Raw genomic sequence first — 22,949 nt, forward strand, 5'->3', positions numbered from 1 at the left:
ATGAGCACCGCTCCCGCATCCGCCTCCGGGGCCGCGCAGGCGACCCCGGAGGCGGGCGCGCCCGCGCAGGCCGCGTCCCGCAGCCCGCTCGGCCCCAGCTTCGACAGCGTCACCCCGGTGCCGGTCGCGGCACCGCCGCCCGCACCCGCGGTGCGGATCGAGGGCGTCTCCAAGCGCTTCGGCGCCGGACCCGTCGTGCTCGACGACGTGTCGCTCGACATCGCCCCGGGCGAGTTCGTGTGCCTCCTCGGCGCGTCGGGCTGCGGCAAGTCGACGCTCCTCAACCTCATCGCCGACCTCGACAAGCCCACCGCCGGGCGCATCGAGACCCCGGCCGAGGGCGCAGCCGTCATGTTCCAGGAGTCGGCGCTCATGCCGTGGCTCACGGCGCGGCGCAACGTCGAGCTGGCCCTGCGCCTGCGCGGCGTACCCCGCGGCGAGCGCCGTGAGAAGGCGCTGACGCTGCTGGATGCCGTGAACCTCGCGGATGCCGCCGAGAAGCGCCCGCACGAGCTCTCGGGCGGCATGCGCCAGCGCGTGGCGCTCGCGCGCGCCCTGGCCCAGGACCGCCCCGTGCTCCTGATGGACGAGCCCTTCGCCGCGCTCGACGCCATCACGCGGGACCTGCTGCACGAAGAGCTCGAGCGCGTGTGGCGCGCGACCGGCCGCACGATCGTCTTCGTCACGCACAACGTGCGCGAGGCGGCGCGGCTCGGCCAGCGCGTCGTGCTCATGGGAAGCCGCCCCGGCCGCATCGTGCAGGAGTGGACCATCGCGAAGACCACGGGACGCCGCATCGAGTCGCCCGAGGTCGCCGCTCTGTCGGTGGAGATCACCGACCAGCTGCGGAAGGAGATCCGCCGCAATGCCGCGTGACACTGTCCGGTCGTTGAGCGAGCGCCCTTCGACAGGCTCAGGGACCTCGAGCGGGACGAAACGCCCCCAGTCGACGAACGACGTTTCGCCGGCGCGTTTCGACTCGCAAGCTCGCTCGACGACCGAAGCGAACGACCTGCGCAGCCTGGCCGCCGGGCTCGACAACCTCCAGACCGACGCCGATCGCGGCCCCAGCCCATGGCGCCGTTTCGCGACGAGCGTCGTGCCGCCCATCCTCTTCGTCATCATCCTGCTCGTCGCGTGGCAGCTGTACGTGGTCATCGCGCAGCCCCGGCCCGACATCATGCCGGGCCCCGTCGACGTGTGGAACGCGCTCGGTGCGGCCTGGGAGTCGGGTCGCCTCCAGGAGGCCGTCTCGACGAGCCTCGAGCGCGGCATCGTCGGCTTCCTCATCGCGATCGTCGTCGGCACGCCCATCGGCCTGCTGCTCGCCGAGGTCCGGCCCATCCGCCGTGCCGTGGGCCCCATCATCTCGGGCCTGCAGGTGCTGCCCTCGGTCGCATGGGTGCCCGCCGCCATCATCTGGTTCGGCCTGTCGGATGCCACGGTCTACTTCGTCATCCTCATGGGCGCGATCCCCTCGATCGTCAACGGCCTGATCGCCGGCATCGAGCAGGTGCCGCCGCAGCTGCGCCGGGTGGGCACCGTGCTGGGCGCCTCACGGTGGCAGCTGGCGACCGCCGTCATCCTTCCCGCCGCGCTCCCGGGGTACCTCGCCGGGCTCAAGCAGGGCTGGGCCTTCTCCTGGCGCTCGCTCATGGCGGCGGAGATCATCGCGACCGGCGGCACCATCGGCTTCGGGCTGGGCTCGATGCTCGACCAGAGCCGGGAGCTCGCCGACCTCGCCGGCGTGCTCGGCACCATCATCGTCATCCTCGCGATCGGCATCCTCATCGAGCTCGTCTTCTTCGGGCCTCTCGAGCGACGGATGCTGAAGCGCCGGGGCCTGCTCCTCACGGGAGGCGGGCGATGACACTTCGACACGCACAGGACGCCGTGGGCAAGGTCTGGCTCGTCGGCGCCGGTCCGGGTGACGCCGGGCTCCTCACCATCAGGGGCCTGCGCGCCCTCGAGGCGGCCGACGTCATCGTCGCCGACCGGCTGGGCGCGCGCGCCGTGCTCGACGGACTCGCCGCCGACGGCGTGACGCTTCGCGCCGAGGTCGTGGACGTCGGCAAGCTGCCGGGGCACCACGCCGTGCCGCAGGATGCGATCAACGCCCTGCTCGTGCAGCTCGCCCACGACGGCAAGACGGTCGTCCGGCTCAAGGGCGGCGACCCCTACGTCTTCGGCCGCGGCGGGGAAGAGCTCCACGCGTGCCAGGAGGCGGGCGTGGTCGTCGAGGTCGTGCCGGGGATCACCAGCGCCATCTCGGTGCCGGCGATCGCCGGCATCCCGCTCACCCACCGCGGTGTCGCCACCGCCTTCACTGTCGCCACCGCGCACGACCAGATCGCGTCCCTCAGCGGCGGCCGCGACCACACCGTCGTGCTGCTCATGGGGATCGCCACGCTCGCGAACTCCGCGATCATCCTCGCCCGCGGCGAGCGCGGGGCGGACTGCCCGGTCGCCGTCGTGGAGGACGGCTTCGGGCCGCGCCAGCGGGTGACGGTGGGGACGCTCTCGACCATCGCGCATCAGGCCGCGGCCCGCGGCATCCGCTCGCCCGCCGTCGTGGTCGTCGGCGACGTCGTGCGGCTGAGCCCGTACGCCCCCGCCGAGCTCGCGACCCTCGAACTCACCCACTACGACCCCCTCGCCGTCCCCGGCGCCTCCCGAAAGGCCCCCACCCAGTGACCGCTTCGAGCACTGTGCCCACCTCTGATCTTGGGAACCTCCGCGTCGCGATCGTCGGCGCCGGTCCCGCCGGCATCTACGCCGGCAACATCCTCACCAACTCGGTCGCCGAGGCCGGCGGATCCGTGTCGATCGACCTGTTCGAGTCGCTTCCCGCGCCGTACGGACTGATCCGCTACGGCGTCGCGCCCGACCACCCCCGCATCAAGGGCATCGTCAATTCGCTGCACGAGATGCTGGATGCCGGCACCACGCGGTTCATCGGCAACGTCGAGGTCGGACGCGACATCGCGCTCGACGAGCTGCAGGAGCGCTACGACGCCGTGATCATCGCGACCGGCGCCATCCGCGACGCCGCGCTCGACATCCCGGGCATCGACCTGCCGGGCTCGTACGGCGCCGCCGACTTCGTGGCGTGGTTCGACGGGCACCCGGACGTGCCCACCGAGTGGACGCTCGACCAGCCCGAGGTCGCCGTCATCGGCAACGGCAACGTCGCCCTCGACGTCGCGCGCGTGCTCGCGAAGCACGCGGTCGACCTGCGCTCCACCGAGATCGCCGACAACGTGCTGGCCGGTCTCGAGGCATCCGCCGTCACCGATGTGCACGTCTTCGGCCGTCGCGGCCCCGCCGACATCAAGTTCACGCCCATCGAGCTGCGTGAGCTCGGCGAGGTGCCGAACGTCGACATCGTCGTGCACGACGAGGACTTCGTCGACGCCGACCCGGCGAACGCGGCGAACAATCAGCTCAAGGTCATGCTGCGCGTCCTGAACAGCTGGCGCACGCGCGAGGCGACCGGCGCCGGCCGCCGCCTGCACCTGCACTTCTACCACTCGCCCGTCGAGGTGCTCGGCGACGGCAAGGTCGAGGGCATCCGCTTCGAGCGCACCGAGCCGATCGGCGACGGCCGGGTGCGCGGCACCGGCGAGTTCCGCGAGATCGCGGTGCAGCAGGTCTACCGCGCCGTCGGCTACTACGGCACGCCGGTGGTCGGCGCCCCGTTCGACGAGCGGGCCGGCGTGGTCTCGAACGTCGAGGGCCGGGTGAAGGACGCCGCGCGCACGGACGACGCTGAAGCCCCGGCGATCCCGGGCCTGTACGCCACCGGCTGGATCAAGCGCGGCCCTGTCGGCCTCATCGGCCACACCAAGTCCGACGCGATGGAGACCATCGCGCACCTCGTGGCGGACGTCGAGGCCGGGCGCCTCTCGGCCCCCGCCGTCGACGGCGACGTGCTCGACGTGCTCGACGAGCGCGAGGTCGCGTACACGACCTGGGACGGCTGGCTGGCCCTCGACGCGCACGAGCGCGACCTCGGCGCCAACCACCTCCACACGCGCGAGCGCGTCAAGGTCGTCCCGCGCGACGAGCAGGTCGGGATCTCCCGGGGAGCGCTCGTCCGGTGACGTATGTGATCGCCCTGCCGTGCGTCGATGTGAAGGACCGCGCCTGCATCGACGAGTGCCCGGTGGACTGCATCTACGAGGGCGACCGATCGCTGTACATCCACCCCGACGAGTGCGTCGACTGCGGCGCCTGCGAGCCGGTCTGCCCGGTCGAGGCGATCTACTACGAAGACGACCTGCCCGACGAGTGGCAGGACTACTACAAGGCCAACGTCGAGTTCTTCGACGACATCGGCTCCCCCGGCGGCGCCGCCAAGACCGGCGTCATCGCGAAGGACCATCCGGTCATCGCGGCGCTTCCTCCCCAAGGAGACGGCCATGACTGATTCCCTTCCGACGGCGGAGACCACCGAGGTCGACGTCGTCATCATCGGCGGCGGTCCCGCCGGGCTGTCGGCGGCGCTCAACCTCGGCCGCGCGCGCGCCTCGGTCGTGGTGGTGGACGCGGGACGGCCACGCAACGCCGCGACGCTGCGCTCGCATGGTTTCCTCACCCGCGACGGCGTCCCGCCGCTCGAGCTGCGCAAGCTCGCCCGCGCCGAGCTCGCCGCGTACCCGAACGTGCGCGTGCTCGATCGCACCGTCGTCACGGCGCTGCTCGAGAACGAGGGCGAAGGCGGGCTGCGGTTCATCGCCGCGCTGCAGGGCCGCGGCGCCGGCATCCCGCCCGCCGTAGCGGCGCGCTCCGTGCTCGTGGCGACCGGACTGCGCGAGACGCTGCCCGACATCGCGAGCCTGCGCGCCTACTACGGCATGACGATCTTCAGCTGCGCGGCCTGCGACGCGTGGGAGCTGCAGGATCGCCCCCTCGCGCTGATCGGCGAGACTCCCGACCTGGCCGCCCGCGCGCGGCTGATCGCGCGCTGGACCGACCGCCTCACCGTCTTCACGAACGGGTCGGATGCCGTGGACACGGTCGAAGAGGCCGAGCTCGCGGCATCCGGGATCGTCGTCGAGCGGCGCGCGATCGCCGACCTCGAAGGCGACCGCGGCGCGGTGTCGGCCGTGCGCCTCGTCGACGGCACGCGCGTCGAGATCGACGGCGGGTTCGTGCGGCCGCAGTGGCACCCGGCGCTCGATTTCGTCAGCGGCATCGAGCTCGAGCGCGACGAGTTCGGCAACCTGGTCACCGACCGCTCCGGGCGCACGTCGGTCGCGGGGCTGTATGCCGCCGGGGATGCCGCGTCCCCGGGTCCGCAGCAGCTCATCGTCGCCGCGGGTCAGGGTGCGCGGGCCGCCGCCGTGCTCGTGCACGACCTCGTCGGGGTGCGCACCGCCCACTAGGACGCGAACGGCGGAGTGTCACCCGCCGCGCACACGGTGTCAACCCCGAGGCGGGAGACGGCCGGCCGCGCGTAGCGTCGCCGCATCCACACCGATGCGGAGGTCATCATCATGAGCGACAACCTCGACTTCATCGAGCTGCAGAAGTACCTCGGCGGCGTCGACTACCCTGCCAGCCGCGAGGACCTCGTGGCCACCGCCCGCGAGAACGGCGCGCCCGACGAGCTGGTCTCGATGCTCGAGGAGGCCGGCGCCGACTCGTTCGACGACCCCACCGACGTGAGTCAGGCCGTCACGCGGGACTGAGCCGGGCCGGCGCACCGCGTCGGGCGATGCGCCGGCATCGGCTCGCCGCGGACGCTAGGGCACCCGGTTCAGCGTGCAGACGAACTGCTTGACGACACCGTCGTCGACGAGGTCGCCGGCGCTGAGGGCGGCCCACACCTCGTCGGCGGCATCCAGCACTCCGTCGCCGTCGATGTCGCCCGACGCCAGCGCGGCGTCGTACCCGTGGGGTGCCGACACGGCGTGCACCTGCCACCGGCCGCCGTTGTAGCCGGGGTCACCCGGTGCCACCTCGGCGACGCTCGCCTGCAGGGCGCCGAAGCTGTAGATCACGTCCCACGTCTGCGCCGGAGCGCGGGTGTGCGACAGGTCGTTCGGCGTCACCACCGTGCGCCATAGCACGTGGTCGACGTAGATGACGCCGTCGTCGGTGACGCCGCCCGATCCCGCCGCGAACGCGGCACCACCCGTCGTCAGCGACGCCCCGCCGAGCGCCACCCCGACGACGACCGCGGCCAGCCGGCCACGGGAGAACTTCCTGCGAATCATCGGATTCCACCTCCCCTCCCGGCCGTGCGGCCGGATCGGGTCTCAGTCAACGCGCGGTGGCCGCCGCACTCCATGACGGCATCCTCACCGAGTCCTTACGAAGTCCTTTCGCGCCGCCGCGAAGACGCCAGGACCGGTGCAGCGGCTCCATGGGAGACCTATCCTGACGACGTGAGCACGGTGCTGGTCGTCGACGACGACGAGGACGTCGGCGACGTCGTCGCCGCGTACCTTCGCAGCGCCGGCCTCACGGTGCGTCGGGCAGCGGACGGGATCGACGCGCTCCAGGCGGTCGTCGCGGATCGTCCCGACATCGTCGTGCTCGACCTCATGCTGCCCGGCATCGACGGCCTCGAGGTCTGCCGGCGGCTCCGGCAGCGGTCGCCGGAGCTGCCGATCGTGATGCTGACCGCGCGGGGCGAAGAGGACGACCGCATCCGCGGACTCGAGGTCGGGGCCGACGACTACGTGACCAAGCCCTTCAGCCCCCGCGAGCTGGTGCTGCGGGTGCAGTCGGTGCTGCGGCGCAGCGCCGCACTCACCGCAGAACCAGGGGCGCCGGCGGAGCTGCCCGACGTTGCGATCGACGGAGATCTCGTGGTCGACCGGCGAGCACGCCGCGTGCACCTGGCCGGCAGCGAGCTCTCACTCACCGTGCGTGAGTTCGACCTGCTCTCGTGGCTGGTCGCCCACCCGGGCGACGCCCTGCGCCGCGACGACCTGATGCGGGACGTGTGGGGCTGGGACTTCGGCGACCCGTCGACCGTGACCGTGCACGTCAGCCGCCTGCGCGACAAGATCGAGCACGACCCGGCTGCGCCGCGCCGGCTCGTGACCGTGTTCGGCGTCGGGTATCGATGGGATGCCGCGCCGTGAGCGTCTCGACGGACGCCCTGCTCTTCTCGGCCGGCGCCGCGGCGGCGACCGGCATCGTGGGTGCGGCGCTCGTGCTGGCGCTCGCCCGTGTACGAGTGGCAGCCGCAGCCATCGTCGCCCCGCTGGTGGTCGTGCTCTCGATCGCGGTGGGGGTCGTCGTCGGCGCAGCGTCGATGCTGCTGACCGCCGGTGACATGACCGGACTGCTGCTGGTGCTGCTCGCCAGCGTGCCCGCCGCCCTCGCCGCGGGCATCGTGATCGCCGCGCGCATCCAGTCCGCCGCACGAGCCGCCGAGCGGGCCGCCGCGGCCGCCGAGACCGAGCGCCGGGTCGAAGGGCAGCGACGCGACCTCGTCGCCTGGATCTCTCACGACCTGCGCACGCCGCTCGCCGGCATCCGTGCGACGGCCGAGGGCATCCACGACGGGGTGCTGCCCGACACCGCCGCGGCCGCCGTCACGATCCAGCGGAACGCGCAGCGGATGAGCGACATGGTGGACGACCTCCTCACGCTCTCGCGACTGCAGGCGCCGTCGGTCACGCTGGAGCGCACCGACGTCGACGTCGGCGACCTCGTGTCCGACACCGTGGCCTCATTGCGCCCCCTCGCCGATGCCGGCGGCGTCACGCTGTCGGGACGCGCCGAGACCGGCGTGCGCGCGAGCGTGGCCGCTCCCGAGCTGCGCCGGGCCGTGGCGAATCTGGTGGCCAACGGCATCCGTCATTCGCCCCTCGGCTCCACCGTCGAGACGACCGTCGAACTGCGCGACGGCGGGTTTCGGATCTCGGTCGCCGACGCCTGCGGGGGCATCTCACCCGACGACCTGCCACACGTCTTCGAGACCGGATGGCGGGGTACCGCGGCCCGGCCCGCTGACGCCGGCGCGGGTCTCGGCCTCGCGATCGTGCGCGGCGTCGCCGACGCGCATCGCGGCTCCGCCACCGTCCGCAATGCCGCGGCGGGATGCGTGTTCGAGCTGCAGCTGCCGCTGCGCTCCGACCCGTGAGCGGGGCGTCCGCCACGTTCGCGTCCGGCATCCGGGACGCGTGCCGGAGCGCCGGAGCGATGACCCCGCTGCGCTGAGCCCAGGAGGTCAGGTTTCGTCGTGCTGCAGCGCCTGGCGACCGGCGGCCAGCATCTCGCGCACCTGATCGCCGTGCGTCGTGGCGGGGCTCACCGTGTCGGGCCAGGACGAGAGCTGCGCCTCCGCCCAGTCGGCCCAGGCGATGACGTGCTCGTAGTGGCCGATCATGAAGGTGTTCGCCAGCGCGAAGAGGTGGCGACGCTCGGGGAAGGTGCCACCGGTGCCACTGATGTACGTCGCGTAGCGGGCGAACATCTCGCGGTTGGCGAGCGCCTGCTCCTTCGTCCGCGCGAGGGTGCCGCGCAGGTCGTCGAGCGACCCCTGATCCGCGAGCAGCACCCGCACCATGCCCTCGAACTCCAGCGTCGGCGGACGCACCGGTGTGCTCAGCCACGCGGCGAGCGCTTCGCGACCGGCCGGGGTGATCGAGTAGATCGTGCGGGCCCGCTTGCCGGTGTGCTCCTGTCGCGTCTGCACGAGACCGTCGTCGCTGAGGCGGTTGAGCAGGGCGTAGCGACCACGGTCGGCCGAGGGCCACAGCTCCGCCACGCCTCGTCCCAGCTGTTCGGCGAGCTGATAGGCCGACCAGTCGTGGTCGGCGAGCAGCCCGAGGATGAGGTAACCCGTGGTCGAGAGTTCGCGGTCAGCCACAGTGTGCTCCTTCCTCGCGCCGGTGCGGTTCTTCGTGCGGAACGTAAAGGGTATCCCGCCGCAGCCCTGACGACTCTATACTGCGAAGTGCAGTAAGTACGGGCACAGCTTCCCGAGTGGGGACGAGGGACTGTCGCCGAAAGGCGGCACGGCGCGGGGGCGCCGGCTGCCTCGCGGCGGGCGATCTGGGGATCGCCCGCCGCACACTCCTCGCGCGGGTGCCCGACACGATCCGCCGGCGGCACGCACAGCGGCCGCCCGGTGCCGCGGTGAGGGAGGATGGCTTCGATGTCAACGCCGACCGAACCGCCGCTCGACGAGCTGCGCGCCCTGCGGGAGCGCGCCTACGGGCGCCATGCCGATATCCAGGACGACCCCGATGCCCTGGCGCGGCTCCGTGAGCTCGAGGCCCAGGCGTCCTCCGCGACGACGAGCACGCCGGCGGAGAGCGCCGCGCCGGCCGCCGTCGGCGGCATCGCACCAGGCGGCATCGGCGGGGACGGGTCGGGGCGGCTGCCCGACGGTGACAGGACGACGGATGCCGCAGCCCTGCGCAGCGGGATCACGCCGGTGGACGGTGCGCAGGGTTCGAGCCGGGCCGTCGAGGCCGGGCAGTCGCTGGGCTCCCGTGCCACGGCCGCAGATGGCGGCGAGTCCTCGGTCGCGGCCACGATCCCGCCGGGCGCCCCCGGCGACCCCTCGCCCGCCGAAGACGGCGTTCTCGCCGAGCAGAACACCGCGCCGCGGTCGCCGTGGTGGCGTCGACGCACGCCCCTGCTCTGGGTCGCCTCGGTCGTCGCCGGAGTGCTCGTCGGCGTGGGGCTGACCTTGGCGGTGCAGGCGGCGGGCGAGGGCAGGGTCGCAACTCTGAACGAGGATGCGGACGCCGAGTGGCCGGAGCAGTTCTTCGGCGCGCGGCCCGCCGATGCCGCCGTGTTCGATGACTTCCATGGCCTCACCGTGCTCACGTTCCGCCAGCCGGCGCAGCCGGGAAGCCCGCAGAGCTGCCTGTACATCCTGACCCCGCCGGACGGCTTCGGCGCGGGAACCTGCGCGGCCGACGCGTTCCCGCCGACAGCCTCCCTGGAAGTCGGCCCCGCATCACCCGACGAGCTGCGCGATCGCTACCCGAGAGGCACCGCACTGCAGTTCGTGCTCGAGGGCTCGAGCGTCCAGGTCTACGCACGCGAGCCGAGCCTCGTGGAGCCGACTCCCTGAGGTTCAGCCACCCGCGACCTCCCCCAGTTGGCGCGGCGTGCCCGGAGGTCTCGACCTACACGTCGGCCGTGGGGACGGGGACGGTGTCTCCCACGTCGGTGCGGTGGAAGTTCTGGAACGAACGGGATGCCGTGGGCCCCCGCTGTCCCTGATACCGGTTGCCGTACGTGCCCGAGCCGTAGGGGTTCTCGGCGGGCGAGGTGAGGCGGAAGTAGCAGACCTGCCCGATCTTCATGCCCGGCCACAGCTTGATCGGGAGGGTCGCGACGTTCGAGAGCTCGAGCGTGACGTGGCCGGTGAAGCCGGGGTCGATGAACCCCGCGGTGGAGTGCGTCAGCAAGCCCAGCCGTCCGAGCGACGACTTGCCTTCGAGCCGGGCGGCGATGTCGTCGGGCAGCGAGATGCGCTCGAAGGTCGAGCCCAGCGCGAACTCGCCGGGGTGCAGGATGAACGGCTCGCCGGGATCGACGGAGATGAGGCGCGTGAGCTCGGGCTGATCCTCGGCGGGATCGATGAACGGGTACTTGTGGTTGTCGAAGAGCCGGAACGAGCGGTCGAGGCGCACGTCCACGCTCGACGGCTGCACCATTCCGGGTTCCCACGGGTCGAGCCCGATGCGCCCCGCGTCGATCTCGAGCCGGATGTCGCGGTCACTGAGCAGCACGGGGCCAGCCTATCGGGGCCGCCCGGGGTGCCGGCATCCGATGTCCTGATGGCCGCTCGGGGGAACCGCAAGCCGGGTTCTGACGAGCGGCTCGGACGACCGTTCAGCTGCCGTCGCGCAGGTCTGCCGGCGGGTCGGGCGAGAAGACGATCTCGCCGAACGTGGCGACGCACGCGTCGCCGAGAGGCGCCTGCGCGAGGAAGCCGACCTGCACCGGGCCGTCCCAGTCGAGCCGGAACAGCCGCACGAAGTCCCAGCGCCGTCCGTCCGTCGAGGAGTGGAACGCCCAGACCTGATCGCCCACCCGCGACACGCGCAGGTGCACGAAGGGATCGGCGACGACCACGGAGTTGCAGTCGTCGGACCACACGTCGGTCACGACAGAGACCACCATGGCCTCGCCCTGCGGCGAGTACTCGAAGCAGAGCTTCGCCCAGTGGTCGCGATCGCCCCAGACGGCGAGCGCTGCGGCATCGAAGGTCGTGCGCGGCGTCGTGGCGACGCCGGCGCGCGCCGACAGCGCGAAGCGGTCGGGCGCCTCGAACCCCAGCAGCGCCGCGGCGTGCTGCTGCGGGCCGCCGAGGGCGTCGTTGGTCCAGTCGGTGCCTGGAGCGGCCGACAGCTCCAGCCGCCCGTCGGGCTGCAGCGCCGCCGTTCCGCTGCCCACCGCCCACTCGAGATCGGGCAGCCCTGCCGGCATGCGGAACACGGAGCGGTCGTCGGTCAGCACGCCGCCAGCCTATCCGCACGGCATCCTCGCGGACCGCAAGCGGCGGGCCCTACGCTCGAGACGACGATGACGGATGCCGCAGCCCGGCCATGCCAGTGCCGACCGGGCCGCTGATGGAGGGGTGCCATGGCCACCGTGCTGTTCTGTCCGGTGACGTTCAACCTGGCCGAGACGACGCGGATGATCCAGGTCGCACGCGCGATGGATCCCGCACACCACATCGTCTTCATGGGCTACGAGGATGATTACGTCGGGCTCATCCGTGATGCGGGGTTCGAGTACCGGGCGTGCGAGCCGGTGCTCACGTCGCGCGAGCGGGAGCAGCTGATCGCGTTCGACCAGGGCAAGACGCTGAAGACCCCGCTGACGCAGGCGTTCGTCGGCGCGCGGGTGGACGTCGAGCGGCGCCTCATCCGCGAGCTCGACGCCACCGCCGTGGTGACGGGATCGAACCTCACGTCGTACATCTCGGCCCGCGCAGAGCACGTGCCGCTCTTCTATCCGGTGCCGTTCGCCTTGACCGAGCCGCAGGTGCGGCAGGCGCGCCACCTGTTCCTCGTCGGCGGGCGCGGCCGGCTGTCCCGGTTCGCGGATCGGCTGGCCACGGCGGCCTTCCGGTGGATCTACACGAAGGCACCGCTCGCGCCGCGGGCCTTCGGGAAGGTCGCCACCGCCAACGGCGTGCCGCCGCTGCGGACGGTGGCGTCCCTCATCACCGCCGACCGCAATCTCCTCACCGAGATGCCCTGGGAGCTCGAGGGCTTCACCCTTCCCGACGGGTTCGAGCGGGTCGGCCCGATCTTCGCCCACATCGACGCCCCGATGCCCGAGATCGTCGAGCAGCTCGCGGCGGCCCCCGAACCGCTGGTCTATCTGGGACTCGGCTCGTCGGCGAACCGCAAGCTGGCCGTGGCGGCCGCCCGCGCGCTCGGCGAACTGCCGGTGAACGTCGTCGCCCCGATCGCGCATTACCTCGAGCCCGACGACGTCCTCCCGCCGAACGTCCACGTCACCGACCTGCTTCCGGCACACCGGCTGGGCGGACTGGTCGACGCCGCCGTGCTGCACGGCGGGCAGGGAACCGTCCAGACGGCGTGCGCCACCGGCATCCCGTTCGTCGGAATGGGGCTGCAGCCCGAGCAGACCTGGCACGTGCGCATGTGCGAGAAGCGCGGACACGCCATCGCCGTGACGCCTCGGCGCGTCGGGTCGCCGGAGTTCCTCGACGCCGTGCGCCGCGTGCTGTCCGACCCCGGCATCCGCGGGGTCGCGCAGGACGTCCGGCGCGCCTACGCCGACGCGGACGGAGCCGCCGCCAGCGCGCGGATCATCGAGGCGTCGCTCTGACGCGAAGACGGTGACGGATGCCGCGACTTCGTGCTCACGGCATCCGCTCTGTTATCCTTGCCACGCGCCGAAAGGCTGCACGGGGATGTAGTTCAATGGCAGAACTTCAGCTTCCCAAGCTGATAGCGCGGGTTCGATTCCCGTCATCCCCTCTCTATGCCAGCGATCGCCGCCCACGAGTACTCGCCCTGGGATTTCTGGCGCGAAGCCTCGGCCGACGAGCGCGACGCGCAGCTCGCGATCCAGCACGCATTGGTCGAGGGTCGCGCCGATCACTCGCTCGGAGAGCAGTGCTTCATCTCGGAGCTCGCCTCGATCGACAACGACGCCCTGCGCCTCGGCGACCGCACCTACGTGGCCGCCGGCGCCTACCTCACGGGTGATCTCACCGCGGGCGCCGACTGCAGCATCAACCCCTACACCGTCATCCGCGGACGCGTCACCATGGGCGACGGCGTGCGCATCGGCGCGCACACCTCGATCCTCGGCTTCAACCACTCGATGGAATCCGGCACACCGGTCTTCCGGCAGCCGCTCACCTCGAAGGGCATCGAGATCGGCGACGACGTGTGGATCGGCTCCCACGTCGTGATCCTCGACGGCGTCCGCGTCGGCTCCCACGCGGTGCTCGCGGCGAGCGCCGTGGTCACCAAGGACGTCCCCGCCGGCGCTGTCGTCGGCGGCAACCCCGCGCGGTTCATCCGCTGGCGCGTCGAGCCCGACGACACCGGGGTCGCGCCGGACGCGGCCGCCGATGCCGCCGCACGCGGCGTGGACGACGGCGCGGGTGCGGGAGCGGGTGCGGGAGCGGGTGCGGGTGTCCCGGCGGACGCGGATGGTGCGGCCGACGACGACGCCCCCGTCAGCGAGACCGGCGCGGCCTTCGCCTCGGCGGCGGCGCTGCGAGCGATCGTGTCGCAGGCCGCGGCCCGCGAGGGTGATGCCGTGAGCGCCGACGCACCACCGGACCCGGCCCCTGGCTCGGTCCCTGACTCGGCCTCTGCTGTGATTGCCGGCCTGGCGATTCCGTCCGACGGCTCGGCGCGTTTCGTCTCGCTCGTTCCTCGCTCGCTCAACGACCGGGATGCAACAGCCCCCGGCTCCGAGCCGTCGCCGTCCGGAGGGCCGACGTACGCCACGGCACTTGCCGGCGCACCGGCGTCGACCGCAGACGACACCGTCGGCCTTGCGGAGCGGGTCACTGAGCTCGCCGCACGCGCTCGGGCGGAGGCATCCGCTCTCCTTCAGCGCGCGTGGAACGACGACCTCGGGCTCTTCGCCGACCGTCCCGGCGCGGCGCCGACGATCCGTGCGCAGGCCGATGCGATCGAGATCGCCGACCTGCTGCTTCACACGGCGCCCCCGCAGGCTCCGGCGGACGCGCAGGTCCGGCGGCTGCAGGACTGGCAGGATGCCGCCACCGGCGCGGTCGCGCCCCTCGATGCGGACGGACACCAGCAGGCGGGCCTCGGCTTCTCGCACGGCGACGTGGCGTACCACGTGCTGAGCGTCGGGTACGGACTGGATCTGCTGGGTTCGGCGTTTCCGGCTCCGCTCACGTGGGTGACCGCGGCCACGCCCGAGCGCGTGGTCGCGTTCTGCGAGAGTCTGCCGTGGGCATCCGACGCGTGGAACGCCGGGCACCACATCGACGGCTTCGGCACGGCGATTCTGTGGACGCGGCGGACGGGGCATCCGGTTCCCGCAGGTGTGGAGGAGGCGCTGTTCGGCTGGCTGACCCTCAACGCCGACCCGCACACCGGCATGTGGGGCGCGGCGACCGCCGACGGCGGGCTGCTGCCCGTCGTGAACGGCTTCTACCGCGCCTCGCGCGGCACCTTCGCACAGTTCGGGATGCCGCTCCCCTACCCCGAACGCGTGATCGACACCGTGCTGCGGCACGCGCGCGATCCCCGCTGGTTCGCGCCCGGCACGCGCAACGCGTGCAACGTGCTCGACGTCGCGCACCCGCTGTGGCTCACGCGCGGAACCGGCTATCGCGGCGACGAGGTGCGGGCCCTCGCCGCACGCCTGCTGTCGGACGCGCTGTCGACATGGGTGCCGCACGCCGGTTTCTCGTTCCGCGAGCCGACGCCGGCTGCCCGCGGGCTCGCCGAGACCGAGCCCGGACTGCAGGGCACCGAGATGTGGCTCGCGATCCTCTGGTACCTCGCCGACCTCGCGGGGGTATCCGACGCCCTCGCGTACCGGCCGCGGGGCGTGCACCGCCCCGAGCCCGCAGCGGCGCTGCGGTAGACGCCCCGCCTGGAGAGGCGTCCCACGCTGGTCGGCGTCAGGACCCGCTCTCGTCAGGCGTCGGGGCGAGCACGAGCAGCCACGAGGAGTAATGCTCGGTGACGGTGCCGCCGAGCTCCCCCACGGCGTCCACGGCCTGCGCCACCTCGGCAGCGGACCAGTCGCTGAACGTGCGGAAGAGGCGGCCGACCCCGTCGGCGTCGAGGTCGAGACTCCAGCGGTAGGTCGAGGCATCCACCACCGCGAACAGACCGGATTCCGTCAGCGCACCGGTCGTCGCGGCGAAGTCTTCGGCGGGCGGACCGGGCCGCGGCGGCGCACGGCGCGCTCGGACGATCTCGGCGACGCGCGCGCGGAACGGCGTCGGTGGCGCCTCGGAGTCGCCGAAGACGTTGCGCCACACGGCCAGGCGCCCGTCGTCCGTGAGAGCCGCGCGCACACGGGGAAGCACGATCGGCAGGTCCATCCAATGGATCGCCGTCGCGGCGACGACGAGGTCGAAGCTCGACGCGGGCAGCTCGACGTCTTCGGCGCGAGCGACCTGCACCGTCGCGGTCGGATAGGACTCGCGAAGAAGGCGGGCCAGTCGGCGGCCGGGCTCGATCGCTGTCACACGCAGCCCGGCGGACAGGAGCGGTCCGGTCGCCTGCCCGCTGCCGGCACCCAGATCGAGTGCCGTCGTCCCCGGGCGCAGCAGCCCGAGGTCGTGCAGGCGGCGCCACAGCTCCGGCGGGTAGGGCGGGCGCGCGGTCGCGTACTCGTCGGCGAGCCCCTCGAAGTGCATGCCGTCCACCACAGGGACGAGCGTAGGCGGGCACGGCGAGCCTGACGACCCTCGAGGGTCAGCCGCTAGAGGAGACGCGCCAACTCATCCGCGTTCAGACCGCCGAAGTGCTCAGCGATGAAGCTGCGCAGCTGAGACGAGTCGACCCAGTCGACATCCCAGCCATTCGTGACGTCCAGAGTGCTCTGGTCGTCTTCCCAGTACGAGTCGTTGCACTCGTCGTCGGGGCAGTCCCATGGCAGGTCGTGCAGCTCCCAGATTCCCTCGAGCGGAACGAAGAGAACGGCGCGCCCGGCTACCTCACCGGCGCGGCCTCTGCCGCCCACGACCTTGCCGCCCCACAGATCCATCGTCCTGAGCGCCTCCCCTCGTGACAGTAACGAGCACGGCGCACTCGACGCCAACCCAGAGAAGGTCGCACCGACCGAAGTCAGCGAGCAGATGCCATGCACCCGAGACGACCCGGGATGTCGAAGAACCGTCGGGCTGAGGCATCCGCCGCTGCGTGACCAGCCTCACGAGCCGGTCCGGATCCAGCGTCTCAGTGCGGGAACGCATTCACTCCGCGACGAGCTCCACCTTGAAGCGCTCGGCGTTCTCGAGGAACGCCGCATAGTGGTCGCCGCCGCCCGCGTAGGGATGGCGGTCGGCGTAGAGCCACCGCCAGCCGTGCTCGGGCGCGGCATCCCAGAGCCGATCGACGTCGCCGCGCGTGCCCGCGTGGAACGCGAGGTGGCTGAGCCCGGCCCCGCGTCGATCGTGCGCGGCGGCACGAGGGGCTGCGGCGAGCACGACGTAGGTGGCACCGAGCCGCCAGCTGCGCCCGCCCGGCCACTCCTGGAACGATTCGTAGCCGAGCTCGCCGAGCAGCCAGTCGAACGCTGGCGTCGTCGACGTGGGGTCGAGCGATTGCAGTTCGACATGATGAAGGATGCCGCGCCGTGGCGCGGCGCCTGCTCCCGCGCCGGTGCCGGTGTGCGCTTCGAGATGCGAGGGATCGGCCACCCGCCCGAGCCTACGGGGACGCGGAACCCTCACCCCTGAGTGCTCTCGACTCCGCTCCCGGGCCTCGAAGCCGTGACCGAACGGGCGACGGCGGGGTGGAGGTGCTCGGAGGCGAGCGCGACCGTGGCCTGGCGGGCACCGGCGGCGAGGCATCCCGTCAGGTCCTGGCCGGCGAGCGAGGCGGCGAGGAACCCCGCGAAGAACGCGTCGCCTGCCCCGTTGGTGTCGACGACGTCGACCGGCACGGCGGGCACCTCGGCCCGCTCCCCCGTCGCCGCGAGGGCGATCGCGCCCTGCGCGCCGAGCGTGCACACCGCGATGCGCGGGCCGCGGTCGAGACAGCTCTGCATCAGCGCCCAGGGGTCGTCGGTGGCGTCGTCGTTCATGAAGACGACATCGGCGGCGCGCATGAACGGCTCGTGGAAGCTCGACGTGCCGTCATAGTCGTGCAGGTCCGTCCAGATCGGTGCGCCGGGAGCACCGGCCAGCCGGCGTTCGACGAGAGCGGCACCGACCTCGCTGAGATCGACCACGGCGACCTCGGCCTGAGCGAGGGCAGGCTCCATGCGGTCCACGTCAGCAGCAGCCGGCGACGAGGGAGTGGAGAGATAGAGGCTCACGCGCTCCCCCGCTCGCGTCATCAGGTTCGCGTGCCTTTCGGTGCGCTCCGAAGCATATGCCTGCAGTCGTACATTCCCCGATGCCAGCGCGGTCGCGACTCTTCGACCGTCCTCGTCGTGGCCGATCAACCCGTGCAGCGCCACCTCGATGCCCTGGTCAGCGAGATGCAGCGCCTTCCCCGCAGAGGTGCCGCCGAGAGTGTGGTGGTCGCCGATCACGAACTGCATGTGCGGCACCGGATCCGGAAGACGGTCGAGCAAGATCAGATGATTCCACGAGGCCGGCCCGTAGACGGCGACCCGCGTGGCAGCCGTCGAAGACAGGAGGGAGGCGGGAGGCATCCGATCAGTAAACCAGCTTCCGCCCGCGGGTGTAAGCGCTTGCAGATGCGGCCGTTGCAGTACTGCGGCAGCCCGGCAGCACGCCGCGGCGGATCGAGATGCCAGGCTGGTCGCATGGCTGTCACCGTCGTTCCCTACTCCGAGGAGTGGCCGCAGCAGTTCGCCCGTGCGGCCGCAGATCTGCGGCTGGCGCTGGCGGACGTGCCCGTGCTCTCGATCGAGCATGTCGGCTCCACGTCGGTCACGGGGCTATCTGCCAAACCGGTCATCGACATCGACATCGTGGTGCGGCGTGAAGAGACCCCGGCGGCGATCGCGGCACTGATTGCCGTCGGGTACACGCATCGGGGCGACCTCGGCGTCACCGACCGGGAGGCGATGGCCGCGCCCGACGACGATCCGCAACGCAACGTCTACATCTGCGTCGAGGACACGCTGCACCTGCGCAACCACCTCGCGGTACGCGCGATCCTGCGCGAGCGTGAAGACCTTCGCGACCGCTACGGCGCGATCAAGACCGAAATCGCCCGCGACCCGGCCATGGACATCGAGCGATATCTCGCCCTCAAGTCGCCCGTGCTTCAGGAGGTCCTCGCCCTGTCCGACCTCACCGACGCCGAGAAGCGGGCGATCCTCGCCCTCAACACGGGCACCTGACGACGGACCGGCCGAGCTGCAGCGACCGCTCACCGGACCGCTCCCCTCGGTCGGCGGGCTGCCGTCAGTGTGAGCCGGTGGCTACTCCTCGCGGGGGCCGAGGTCAGGCTCGGCGATGAACCGGGCCACCGTTTCGGTGACGCGGTCCAGCTCGATCACGACGAGCGAGTTCTCCCCCGCATGCACGGCGGCTGCCGGCACGTACAGCGTCCGCTGCGGCCCGCTGCTCCAGTACCGGCCGAGGAGGAAGCCGTTGACGAGCGCATAGCCCTTGCCCCACCCGGCCGTGTCGAGGAACAGGTCGGCGGGCGATTCGAGCGTGAACACCCCGCGCCGCAGGAACGGGCCGACGAGCGGCTCGGCCGCGGTGGGCGGCGCGTCCGCGACCGGGCCGGCGGCCCCCGTTGTCGCAGAAGCCGCAGCCGCGGCACCCAGCGCGGCGACGTCGATCGGCGTCGCGGTCCAGTCGGTGAGCGGGTTACCGTCGAGCGTCACAGGTCCGATGAGGCCCTTGGGCTCCCCCAACCGGACGTCGTAGTTCACGCGCCCCTGCTCCTCGACGAGCACGCGCACCCGACGAGCGTCTGGCACGAGGAGCGCATCCTCGTGGCGCGTGCGCGACAGCGTGCCCAGCGGCACGCCGTCGACCGACACCCAGGCGTGGTCTCGCACCTCGCCGAAGCGCAGCACGCCGCCACGACCGTCGGGCAGCTCGGCCTCATACGAGACGAGTGCGCTGAGGTGACCCAGCTCCTCGAATGTCGGCGGCGTCCCATGGTGGGACGCGGTCCCCAGGACCGGCGCCGCGGCCGGCTGGAGCGCGACCTCGAAGGCCGGTGCGGAGCCGGTGACCGCCGGCACCTCGTCGGGCACCGTCGCGTACTTGGCGATGACGTCGCGGAAGGCGAAGTACTTGTCGGTCGGGTCGCCGCGCTCGTCGAGCGGCGCGTCGTAGTCGTAGGACGTCACGATCGGCAGATACCGACCCTTGTCGTTCGCGCCGTTGGTGAGGCCGTAGTTGGTGCCGCCGTGGAACATGTAGAAGTTCACGGATGCCCCGGCCGAGAGCAGTGCGTCGAGCTCGGCGGCCGAGGCCGACGGCGGCGTCGTGTGATGGGCGTTGCCCCACCAGTCGAACCAGCCGTCCCAGAACTCGGCGCACATCAGCGGTCCGGTGGGCTGGTGACGGCGCAGCGTGGCCAGACGCTCCGCGGCGCGCGAACCGAAGGAACCGGTGAGATGGACGCCCTCGACGCTGCCGTCGCTCAGCATCTGGTCGGTCGGCTGGTCGATGGTCGTGAGCGGGACGGTGATGCCGGCATCCTTCGTCACGCGCACGAGATGCTCGAGGTAGGCGGTGTCGTCGCCGTAGGCGCCGTACTCGTTCTCGATCTGCACGAGCACGACGGGTCCGCCGCGGTCGATCTGGCGCGGGACCACGATCTCGTACACGCGCTCCAGGTACGCGGTGACCTCGGCGAGGTAGAGCGGCTCCGAACGGCGGAGTCCGACACCCTCGAGTCCGGTCAGCCACACCGGCAGACCGCCGTTATGCCATTCGGCGCATATATAGGGTCCCGGGCGGACGATGGCGTGCATCCCCTCGGCTGCCACCAGGTCGAGGAAGGCGCCCAGGTCGTTCCAGCCCGTGGCATCCCACTCGCCGCGGCGCGGCTCATGCGCGTTCCACGCGACGTACGTCTCGATGGTGTTGAGGCCCATCAGCCGGGCCTTGCGGATGCGGTCGGCCCACTGCCCGGGGTGCACCCGGAAGTAGTGCAGCGCACCCGAGAGCACCCGGAAGGGCTCGCCGTCCAGGAGGAAGTCGGTCTCGCCGATCGCGAACGAGCGGCGGGCCGCCGCCGTCATCGGGCGGCCGCGCGGGTGCGGAGCACTTCGGCGAGACGCTCGAGCTGCGAGGCGTCTTCGAGGGCGGAACCGACCGCCGCGACACGAACTCCGGCGTCGAGGAACTCCTCCACGTTCGAGGCGTCCAGCCCCCCGGTGGCGACGAAGCGCACCTGGGGGAACGGCCCACGGATGTGCGTGAACCAGCCGCTGCCGAGCCACGTCGCCGGGAACGCCTTGAGCCACGTGAGCCCGAGCGAGACCGCCAGCTGCACCTCGCTGGGCGTCGCGACGCCGGGAAGGATCGGGATGCCGGCATCCTGCGCCGCCCGCACCACGACCGGGTCGAGACCCGGCGAGACGAGATAGGCCGCGCCGGCGTCGGCCGCCTGTGTCACCTGCGCGGGCGTGATGATCGTGCCTGCTCCGACGCTCTTCCCGCGGGCGGCAGCCGCTGCGACGACCGCGCGAAGCGACCGCTCGTCCTCGTCGGTCTGCAGGGGCACCTCGACGGAATCGATGCCGAGATCCCACGCGGTCTCAGACAGGCGCACCGAGCGCTCGACGCCCATGCCGCGCAGGATCGCCATGAGCGGCGCCCCGGCGAACGCCGTCTCGAACCAGTCGCCGCCGGTCGCGCCATCCGCCTGGGTGGTGTGTGAGTTCATGCGTGGATCCTTCGTGCGTCGAGGTCGGTCAACTTCTCGGGTTTGGGGCGGATTTTCTCCCTTGGGGCGGAGAATCTGCGCCCCAAGGGACAGAATGCGCCCCGAACCCTGGACTCATCGCGGGCGGGCGCGAGGCTCGTCGATCGAGTCGGTGGTGGTCTGCAGCGTGCGCGCGGCGCGCTCGTGGCCCGCGCGCAGTCGTTCCGACACGGACGCCCCGGAGAGGCGGCCGGCGAGGTACCCCCCGGCGAAGGCGTCGCCGGCACCCACGGGCTCGACGACCTCGACGACCAGCGCCGGTTCGAAGACCTCATCGGCGCCGACGAACGCGGTCGCGCCGATGTCGCCGTCCTTGACGATGAGCTCCGCGACCTCCGGCAGGAGCGCACGCGCCTCGGCCGCGGTCGCGGTGCCCCACAGGTTCTCGGCCTCGTCGCGGCCGACCAGCACGATGTCTGCGGTGCGAGCGAGCTCGAGCAGCGCGGGGGCGGCGGTGGCGGCATCCCACAGCGGCGCCCGGTGGTTGACGTCGAACGACACGGTAACCCCGTGCTCCCGCGCCCGCGCCATGACGCGGGAGAGGAAGGACGAGGCGGATGCCGAGATTGCGGCCGTGATGCCCGACACGTGCAGCAGGTCGATGCCGTCGAACGAGACGGCGTCGGCATCAGCGTCGTCGAGGTGCGCGGCCGCCGAACCCCGGCGGTAGTAGAGGACGCCGTTGCCGGGATCCTTCACGTACAGCCCCGTGGGGTGGGCGCCGTCGAACACGACGCGTGAGACGTCGACACCACGCGAGGTGAGCTGGCGCGCGATGCGGCGGCCGAGTGCGTCGTCGCCCAGGCGGCTGAACCACACCGCCCGGTGGCCGAACGCGGCCACGTGCGCGGCGACGTTGGACTCCGCGCCGCCGGCGTCGAGCAGGAACGCGTCGGCCTCGGCGACGGGCGCCGCCACGACGGGCGTGACCATCGCCATCGTCTCGCCGATCGCGAGCAGAGTCAGGGGCACCGCCCCAGCGTAGTCAGGCCGCGGCATCCTCACCGCCTCGACTTCTCGCTCGCGCCGCCCCCGGCGCCCGCACCGCGAAACGCCGGCACGACCTCGCCCGTCATCGCAGGTCGGTGACGGGCGCGGCGTCCATGTCGTCGAAGGCCTGGTTCTCGCCCGCCATCGCCCAGACGAACGTGTACGCCGATGTACCGACGCCCGAGTGCAGCGACCACGAGGGCGAGATCACGGCCTGGCGGTCGGCGATCACCAGGTGGCGCGTCTCTTCGCGCTCGCCCATGAGGTGGATGACGCGGGCATCCTCGGGCAGGTCGAAGTACAGGTAGCACTCGGTGCGGCGGTCGTGCGTGTGGGCCGGCATGGTGTTCCACATCGAGCCCGGGTGCAGCTGGGTGACGCCCATGACGATCTGGCAGCTCTTCACGCCGTTCTCGTGGATGTACTGGTTGAGCGTGCGGCGGTTGGAGGTCACCTGGTCGCCGAGCTCACGCACCGTGCCCTCGCCGGGCGAGACGAGCGCGGCCGGGTAGGCCGTGTGAGCCGGAGCCGAGAACAGGTAGAACTGGGCGCCCGACTCCGCGCCGTCCGAATCCGCGAACGACACGGAACGGATGCCGCGGCCGAGGTAGAGGCAGGCTCCCTTGACGAGCGTGTAGACCTCGCCGTCGGCGGTGACCGTGCCGGTGCCGCCGACGTTGATGATGCCCACCTCGCGGTGCTCGAGGAAGTAGTCGCTGCGGATCTCGGGGTAGCCGCCGAGCTCGAGCACACCGCCCGCGGGCACGGCGCCGCCGAGCACGATGCGATCGTGGTGCGTGTACGTGAGGCGGATCTCGCCGGGCACGAAGACGTCGGGGATGAGGTACGTGTCGCGCAGGTCCTGCGTGGTCATACCCGGGATCTGGGCGGGGTTGGTCGCGTAGCGCTGCGGGATGTTCGTCTGGGTCACGGTGCTCTCCTGGTCGT

Annotated in this window: 25 protein-coding genes and 1 tRNA gene; 14 read left to right on the forward strand and 12 right to left on the reverse strand. The window is 71.9% G+C overall.

Going from position 1 to position 22,949, the window contains the following annotated elements; translation table 11 throughout:
- The 7 genes from ABG085_RS18810 (at position 1) to ABG085_RS18840 (ending at position 5,693) form a co-directional block, all read left to right on the forward strand.
- A complete protein-coding gene (locus ABG085_RS18810; RefSeq protein WP_347977274.1) occupies positions 1 to 876 on the forward strand; it encodes an ABC transporter ATP-binding protein in 876 nt (291 codons plus the stop codon).
- Positions 866 to 1,870, forward strand: coding sequence for an ABC transporter permease (locus tag ABG085_RS18815; RefSeq protein WP_347977275.1), 1,005 nt, complete (start codon positions 866 to 868; stop codon positions 1,868 to 1,870). Before ABG085_RS18810 ends, ABG085_RS18815 begins: the two co-directional genes overlap by 11 nt.
- Positions 1,867 to 2,694, forward strand: coding sequence for a uroporphyrinogen-III C-methyltransferase (gene cobA, locus ABG085_RS18820; protein ID WP_347977276.1), 828 nt, complete (start codon positions 1,867 to 1,869; stop codon positions 2,692 to 2,694). The genes ABG085_RS18815 and cobA overlap by 4 nt, the downstream gene beginning before the upstream one ends.
- Positions 2,691 to 4,103, forward strand: coding sequence for an FAD-dependent oxidoreductase (locus tag ABG085_RS18825; RefSeq protein WP_347977277.1), 1,413 nt, complete (start codon positions 2,691 to 2,693; stop codon positions 4,101 to 4,103). The genes cobA and ABG085_RS18825 overlap by 4 nt, the downstream gene beginning before the upstream one ends.
- Positions 4,100 to 4,429: a ferredoxin gene (gene fdxA / locus ABG085_RS18830; protein WP_347977278.1), complete on the forward strand. Its 330-nt coding sequence runs from the start codon at positions 4,100 to 4,102 to the stop codon at positions 4,427 to 4,429. Before ABG085_RS18825 ends, fdxA begins: the two co-directional genes overlap by 4 nt.
- On the forward strand, positions 4,422 to 5,387 hold the full coding sequence (locus tag ABG085_RS18835) for an NAD(P)/FAD-dependent oxidoreductase (RefSeq protein WP_347977279.1): 966 nt from the start codon (positions 4,422 to 4,424) through the stop codon (positions 5,385 to 5,387). The genes fdxA and ABG085_RS18835 overlap by 8 nt, the downstream gene beginning before the upstream one ends.
- Before the next feature lie 111 nt (positions 5,388 to 5,498).
- Positions 5,499 to 5,693, forward strand: coding sequence for a DUF2795 domain-containing protein (locus ABG085_RS18840; RefSeq protein ID WP_347977280.1), 195 nt, complete (start codon positions 5,499 to 5,501; stop codon positions 5,691 to 5,693).
- A gap of 54 nt (positions 5,694 to 5,747) precedes the next feature.
- On the opposite strand, the gene ABG085_RS18845 is transcribed toward ABG085_RS18840, so the two are convergent.
- Positions 5,748 to 6,221, reverse strand: coding sequence for a hypothetical protein (locus tag ABG085_RS18845; protein WP_347977281.1), 474 nt, complete (start codon positions 6,219 to 6,221; stop codon positions 5,748 to 5,750).
- Between the two features lie 171 nt (positions 6,222 to 6,392).
- On the opposite strand from ABG085_RS18845, the gene ABG085_RS18850 reads away from it, so the two are divergent.
- Positions 6,393 to 7,097 (forward strand): response regulator transcription factor, encoded by a 705-nt coding sequence (locus tag ABG085_RS18850; RefSeq protein WP_347977282.1) that lies wholly within the window; start codon positions 6,393 to 6,395, stop codon positions 7,095 to 7,097.
- Complete coding sequence (locus ABG085_RS18855; RefSeq protein WP_347977283.1) at positions 7,094 to 8,104, forward strand: HAMP domain-containing sensor histidine kinase; 1,011 nt, start codon at positions 7,094 to 7,096, stop codon at positions 8,102 to 8,104. Before ABG085_RS18850 ends, ABG085_RS18855 begins: the two co-directional genes overlap by 4 nt.
- A gap of 87 nt (positions 8,105 to 8,191) precedes the next feature.
- Here the strand turns inward: ABG085_RS18855 and ABG085_RS18860 are convergent, their stop codons facing one another.
- Complete coding sequence (locus ABG085_RS18860) at positions 8,192 to 8,833, reverse strand: helix-turn-helix transcriptional regulator (RefSeq protein ID WP_347977284.1); 642 nt, start codon at positions 8,831 to 8,833, stop codon at positions 8,192 to 8,194.
- Positions 8,834 to 9,121: 288 nt separating this feature from the next.
- On the opposite strand from ABG085_RS18860, the gene ABG085_RS18865 reads away from it, so the two are divergent.
- Complete coding sequence (locus ABG085_RS18865; protein WP_347977285.1) at positions 9,122 to 10,051, forward strand: hypothetical protein; 930 nt, start codon at positions 9,122 to 9,124, stop codon at positions 10,049 to 10,051.
- 55 nt (positions 10,052 to 10,106) lie between these two features.
- Here the strand turns inward: ABG085_RS18865 and dcd are convergent, their stop codons facing one another.
- Both dcd and ABG085_RS18875 read right to left on the reverse strand, forming a co-directional pair.
- Positions 10,107 to 10,715, reverse strand: coding sequence for a dCTP deaminase (dcd, locus tag ABG085_RS18870; protein ID WP_347977286.1), 609 nt, complete (start codon positions 10,713 to 10,715; stop codon positions 10,107 to 10,109).
- 103 nt (positions 10,716 to 10,818) lie between these two features.
- The gene (locus ABG085_RS18875) at positions 10,819 to 11,445 is read right to left on the reverse strand and encodes a DUF1349 domain-containing protein (protein ID WP_347977287.1); all 627 of its coding nucleotides are present in this window, start codon (positions 11,443 to 11,445) and stop codon (positions 10,819 to 10,821) included.
- Between the two features lie 126 nt (positions 11,446 to 11,571).
- On the opposite strand from ABG085_RS18875, the gene ABG085_RS18880 reads away from it, so the two are divergent.
- The 3 genes from ABG085_RS18880 to ABG085_RS18890 all read left to right on the forward strand — a co-directional run bounded on the left by ABG085_RS18880 (position 11,572) and on the right by ABG085_RS18890 (position 15,048).
- Complete coding sequence (locus ABG085_RS18880) at positions 11,572 to 12,792, forward strand: nucleotide disphospho-sugar-binding domain-containing protein (protein WP_347977288.1); 1,221 nt, start codon at positions 11,572 to 11,574, stop codon at positions 12,790 to 12,792.
- Between the two features lie 81 nt (positions 12,793 to 12,873).
- Positions 12,874 to 12,944 (forward strand) — tRNA-Gly (locus ABG085_RS18885).
- A gap of 4 nt (positions 12,945 to 12,948) precedes the next feature.
- Positions 12,949 to 15,048, forward strand: a complete 2,100-nt coding sequence (locus ABG085_RS18890) for an acyltransferase (protein ID WP_347977289.1) — start codon at positions 12,949 to 12,951, stop codon at positions 15,046 to 15,048.
- 37 nt (positions 15,049 to 15,085) lie between these two features.
- On the opposite strand, the gene ABG085_RS18895 is transcribed toward ABG085_RS18890, so the two are convergent.
- The 4 genes from ABG085_RS18895 to ABG085_RS18910 all read right to left on the reverse strand — a co-directional run bounded on the left by ABG085_RS18895 (position 15,086) and on the right by ABG085_RS18910 (position 17,799).
- Positions 15,086 to 15,844, reverse strand: coding sequence for a class I SAM-dependent methyltransferase (locus tag ABG085_RS18895; protein ID WP_347977290.1), 759 nt, complete (start codon positions 15,842 to 15,844; stop codon positions 15,086 to 15,088).
- Between the two features lie 53 nt (positions 15,845 to 15,897).
- A complete protein-coding gene (locus ABG085_RS18900) occupies positions 15,898 to 16,182 on the reverse strand; it encodes a hypothetical protein (protein WP_347977291.1) in 285 nt (94 codons plus the stop codon).
- 208 nt (positions 16,183 to 16,390) lie between these two features.
- Complete coding sequence (locus ABG085_RS18905) at positions 16,391 to 16,837, reverse strand: VOC family protein (protein WP_347977292.1); 447 nt, start codon at positions 16,835 to 16,837, stop codon at positions 16,391 to 16,393.
- 29 nt (positions 16,838 to 16,866) lie between these two features.
- Positions 16,867 to 17,799, reverse strand: coding sequence for a PfkB family carbohydrate kinase (locus ABG085_RS18910; RefSeq protein ID WP_347977293.1), 933 nt, complete (start codon positions 17,797 to 17,799; stop codon positions 16,867 to 16,869).
- Positions 17,800 to 17,913: 114 nt separating this feature from the next.
- Between ABG085_RS18910 and ABG085_RS18915 the strand changes: the two genes are divergently transcribed.
- Positions 17,914 to 18,456 (forward strand): GrpB family protein, encoded by a 543-nt coding sequence (locus ABG085_RS18915; protein WP_347977294.1) that lies wholly within the window; start codon positions 17,914 to 17,916, stop codon positions 18,454 to 18,456.
- Between the two features lie 81 nt (positions 18,457 to 18,537).
- Here the strand turns inward: ABG085_RS18915 and ABG085_RS18920 are convergent, their stop codons facing one another.
- From ABG085_RS18920 to kduI, 4 genes are all read right to left on the reverse strand, one after another.
- Positions 18,538 to 20,325 carry a beta-galactosidase family protein gene (locus ABG085_RS18920; RefSeq protein WP_347977295.1) on the reverse strand — a complete coding sequence of 596 codons (1,788 nt, stop codon included), beginning with the start codon at positions 20,323 to 20,325 and terminating at the stop codon, positions 18,538 to 18,540.
- The gene (locus ABG085_RS18925) at positions 20,322 to 20,972 is read right to left on the reverse strand and encodes a bifunctional 4-hydroxy-2-oxoglutarate aldolase/2-dehydro-3-deoxy-phosphogluconate aldolase (RefSeq protein WP_347977296.1); all 651 of its coding nucleotides are present in this window, start codon (positions 20,970 to 20,972) and stop codon (positions 20,322 to 20,324) included. Before ABG085_RS18925 ends, ABG085_RS18920 begins: the two co-directional genes overlap by 4 nt.
- 114 nt (positions 20,973 to 21,086) lie before the next feature.
- Positions 21,087 to 21,983, reverse strand: coding sequence for a sugar kinase (locus ABG085_RS18930; RefSeq protein ID WP_347977297.1), 897 nt, complete (start codon positions 21,981 to 21,983; stop codon positions 21,087 to 21,089).
- Positions 21,984 to 22,083: 100 nt separating this feature from the next.
- Positions 22,084 to 22,932 (reverse strand): 5-dehydro-4-deoxy-D-glucuronate isomerase, encoded by an 849-nt coding sequence (gene kduI, locus ABG085_RS18935; RefSeq protein ID WP_347977298.1) that lies wholly within the window; start codon positions 22,930 to 22,932, stop codon positions 22,084 to 22,086.
- Positions 22,933 to 22,949 lie beyond the last annotated feature (17 nt).

Origin of the sequence: Microbacterium sp. ProA8, assembly GCF_039905635.1 — a bacterium.
In the GTDB taxonomy this organism is placed as follows: Bacteria; Actinomycetota; Actinomycetes; order Actinomycetales; family Microbacteriaceae; genus Microbacterium; species Microbacterium chionoecetis.

Coding starts and splice junctions, on each gene's coding strand:
- ABG085_RS18810 (WP_347977274.1), top strand. CDS start 1: ATGAGCACCGCTCCCGCATCCGCCTCCGGGGCCGCGCAGGCGACCCCG.
- ABG085_RS18880 (WP_347977288.1), top strand. CDS start 11,572: ATGGCCACCGTGCTGTTCTGTCCGGTGACGTTCAACCTGGCCGAGACG.
- ABG085_RS18835 (WP_347977279.1), top strand. CDS start 4,422: ATGACTGATTCCCTTCCGACGGCGGAGACCACCGAGGTCGACGTCGTC.
- ABG085_RS18845 (WP_347977281.1), bottom strand. CDS start 6,221: ATGATTCGCAGGAAGTTCTCCCGTGGCCGGCTGGCCGCGGTCGTCGTC.
- ABG085_RS18900 (WP_347977291.1), bottom strand. CDS start 16,182: ATGGATCTGTGGGGCGGCAAGGTCGTGGGCGGCAGAGGCCGCGCCGGT.
- ABG085_RS18925 (WP_347977296.1), bottom strand. CDS start 20,972: ATGAACTCACACACCACCCAGGCGGATGGCGCGACCGGCGGCGACTGG.
- cobA (WP_347977276.1), top strand. CDS start 1,867: ATGACACTTCGACACGCACAGGACGCCGTGGGCAAGGTCTGGCTCGTC.
- ABG085_RS18840 (WP_347977280.1), top strand. CDS start 5,499: ATGAGCGACAACCTCGACTTCATCGAGCTGCAGAAGTACCTCGGCGGC.
- ABG085_RS18910 (WP_347977293.1), bottom strand. CDS start 17,799: ATGCCTCCCGCCTCCCTCCTGTCTTCGACGGCTGCCACGCGGGTCGCC.
- ABG085_RS18865 (WP_347977285.1), top strand. CDS start 9,122: ATGTCAACGCCGACCGAACCGCCGCTCGACGAGCTGCGCGCCCTGCGG.
- ABG085_RS18890 (WP_347977289.1), top strand. CDS start 12,949: ATGCCAGCGATCGCCGCCCACGAGTACTCGCCCTGGGATTTCTGGCGC.
- ABG085_RS18915 (WP_347977294.1), top strand. CDS start 17,914: ATGGCTGTCACCGTCGTTCCCTACTCCGAGGAGTGGCCGCAGCAGTTC.
- ABG085_RS18815 (WP_347977275.1), top strand. CDS start 866: ATGCCGCGTGACACTGTCCGGTCGTTGAGCGAGCGCCCTTCGACAGGC.
- ABG085_RS18920 (WP_347977295.1), bottom strand. CDS start 20,325: ATGACGGCGGCGGCCCGCCGCTCGTTCGCGATCGGCGAGACCGACTTC.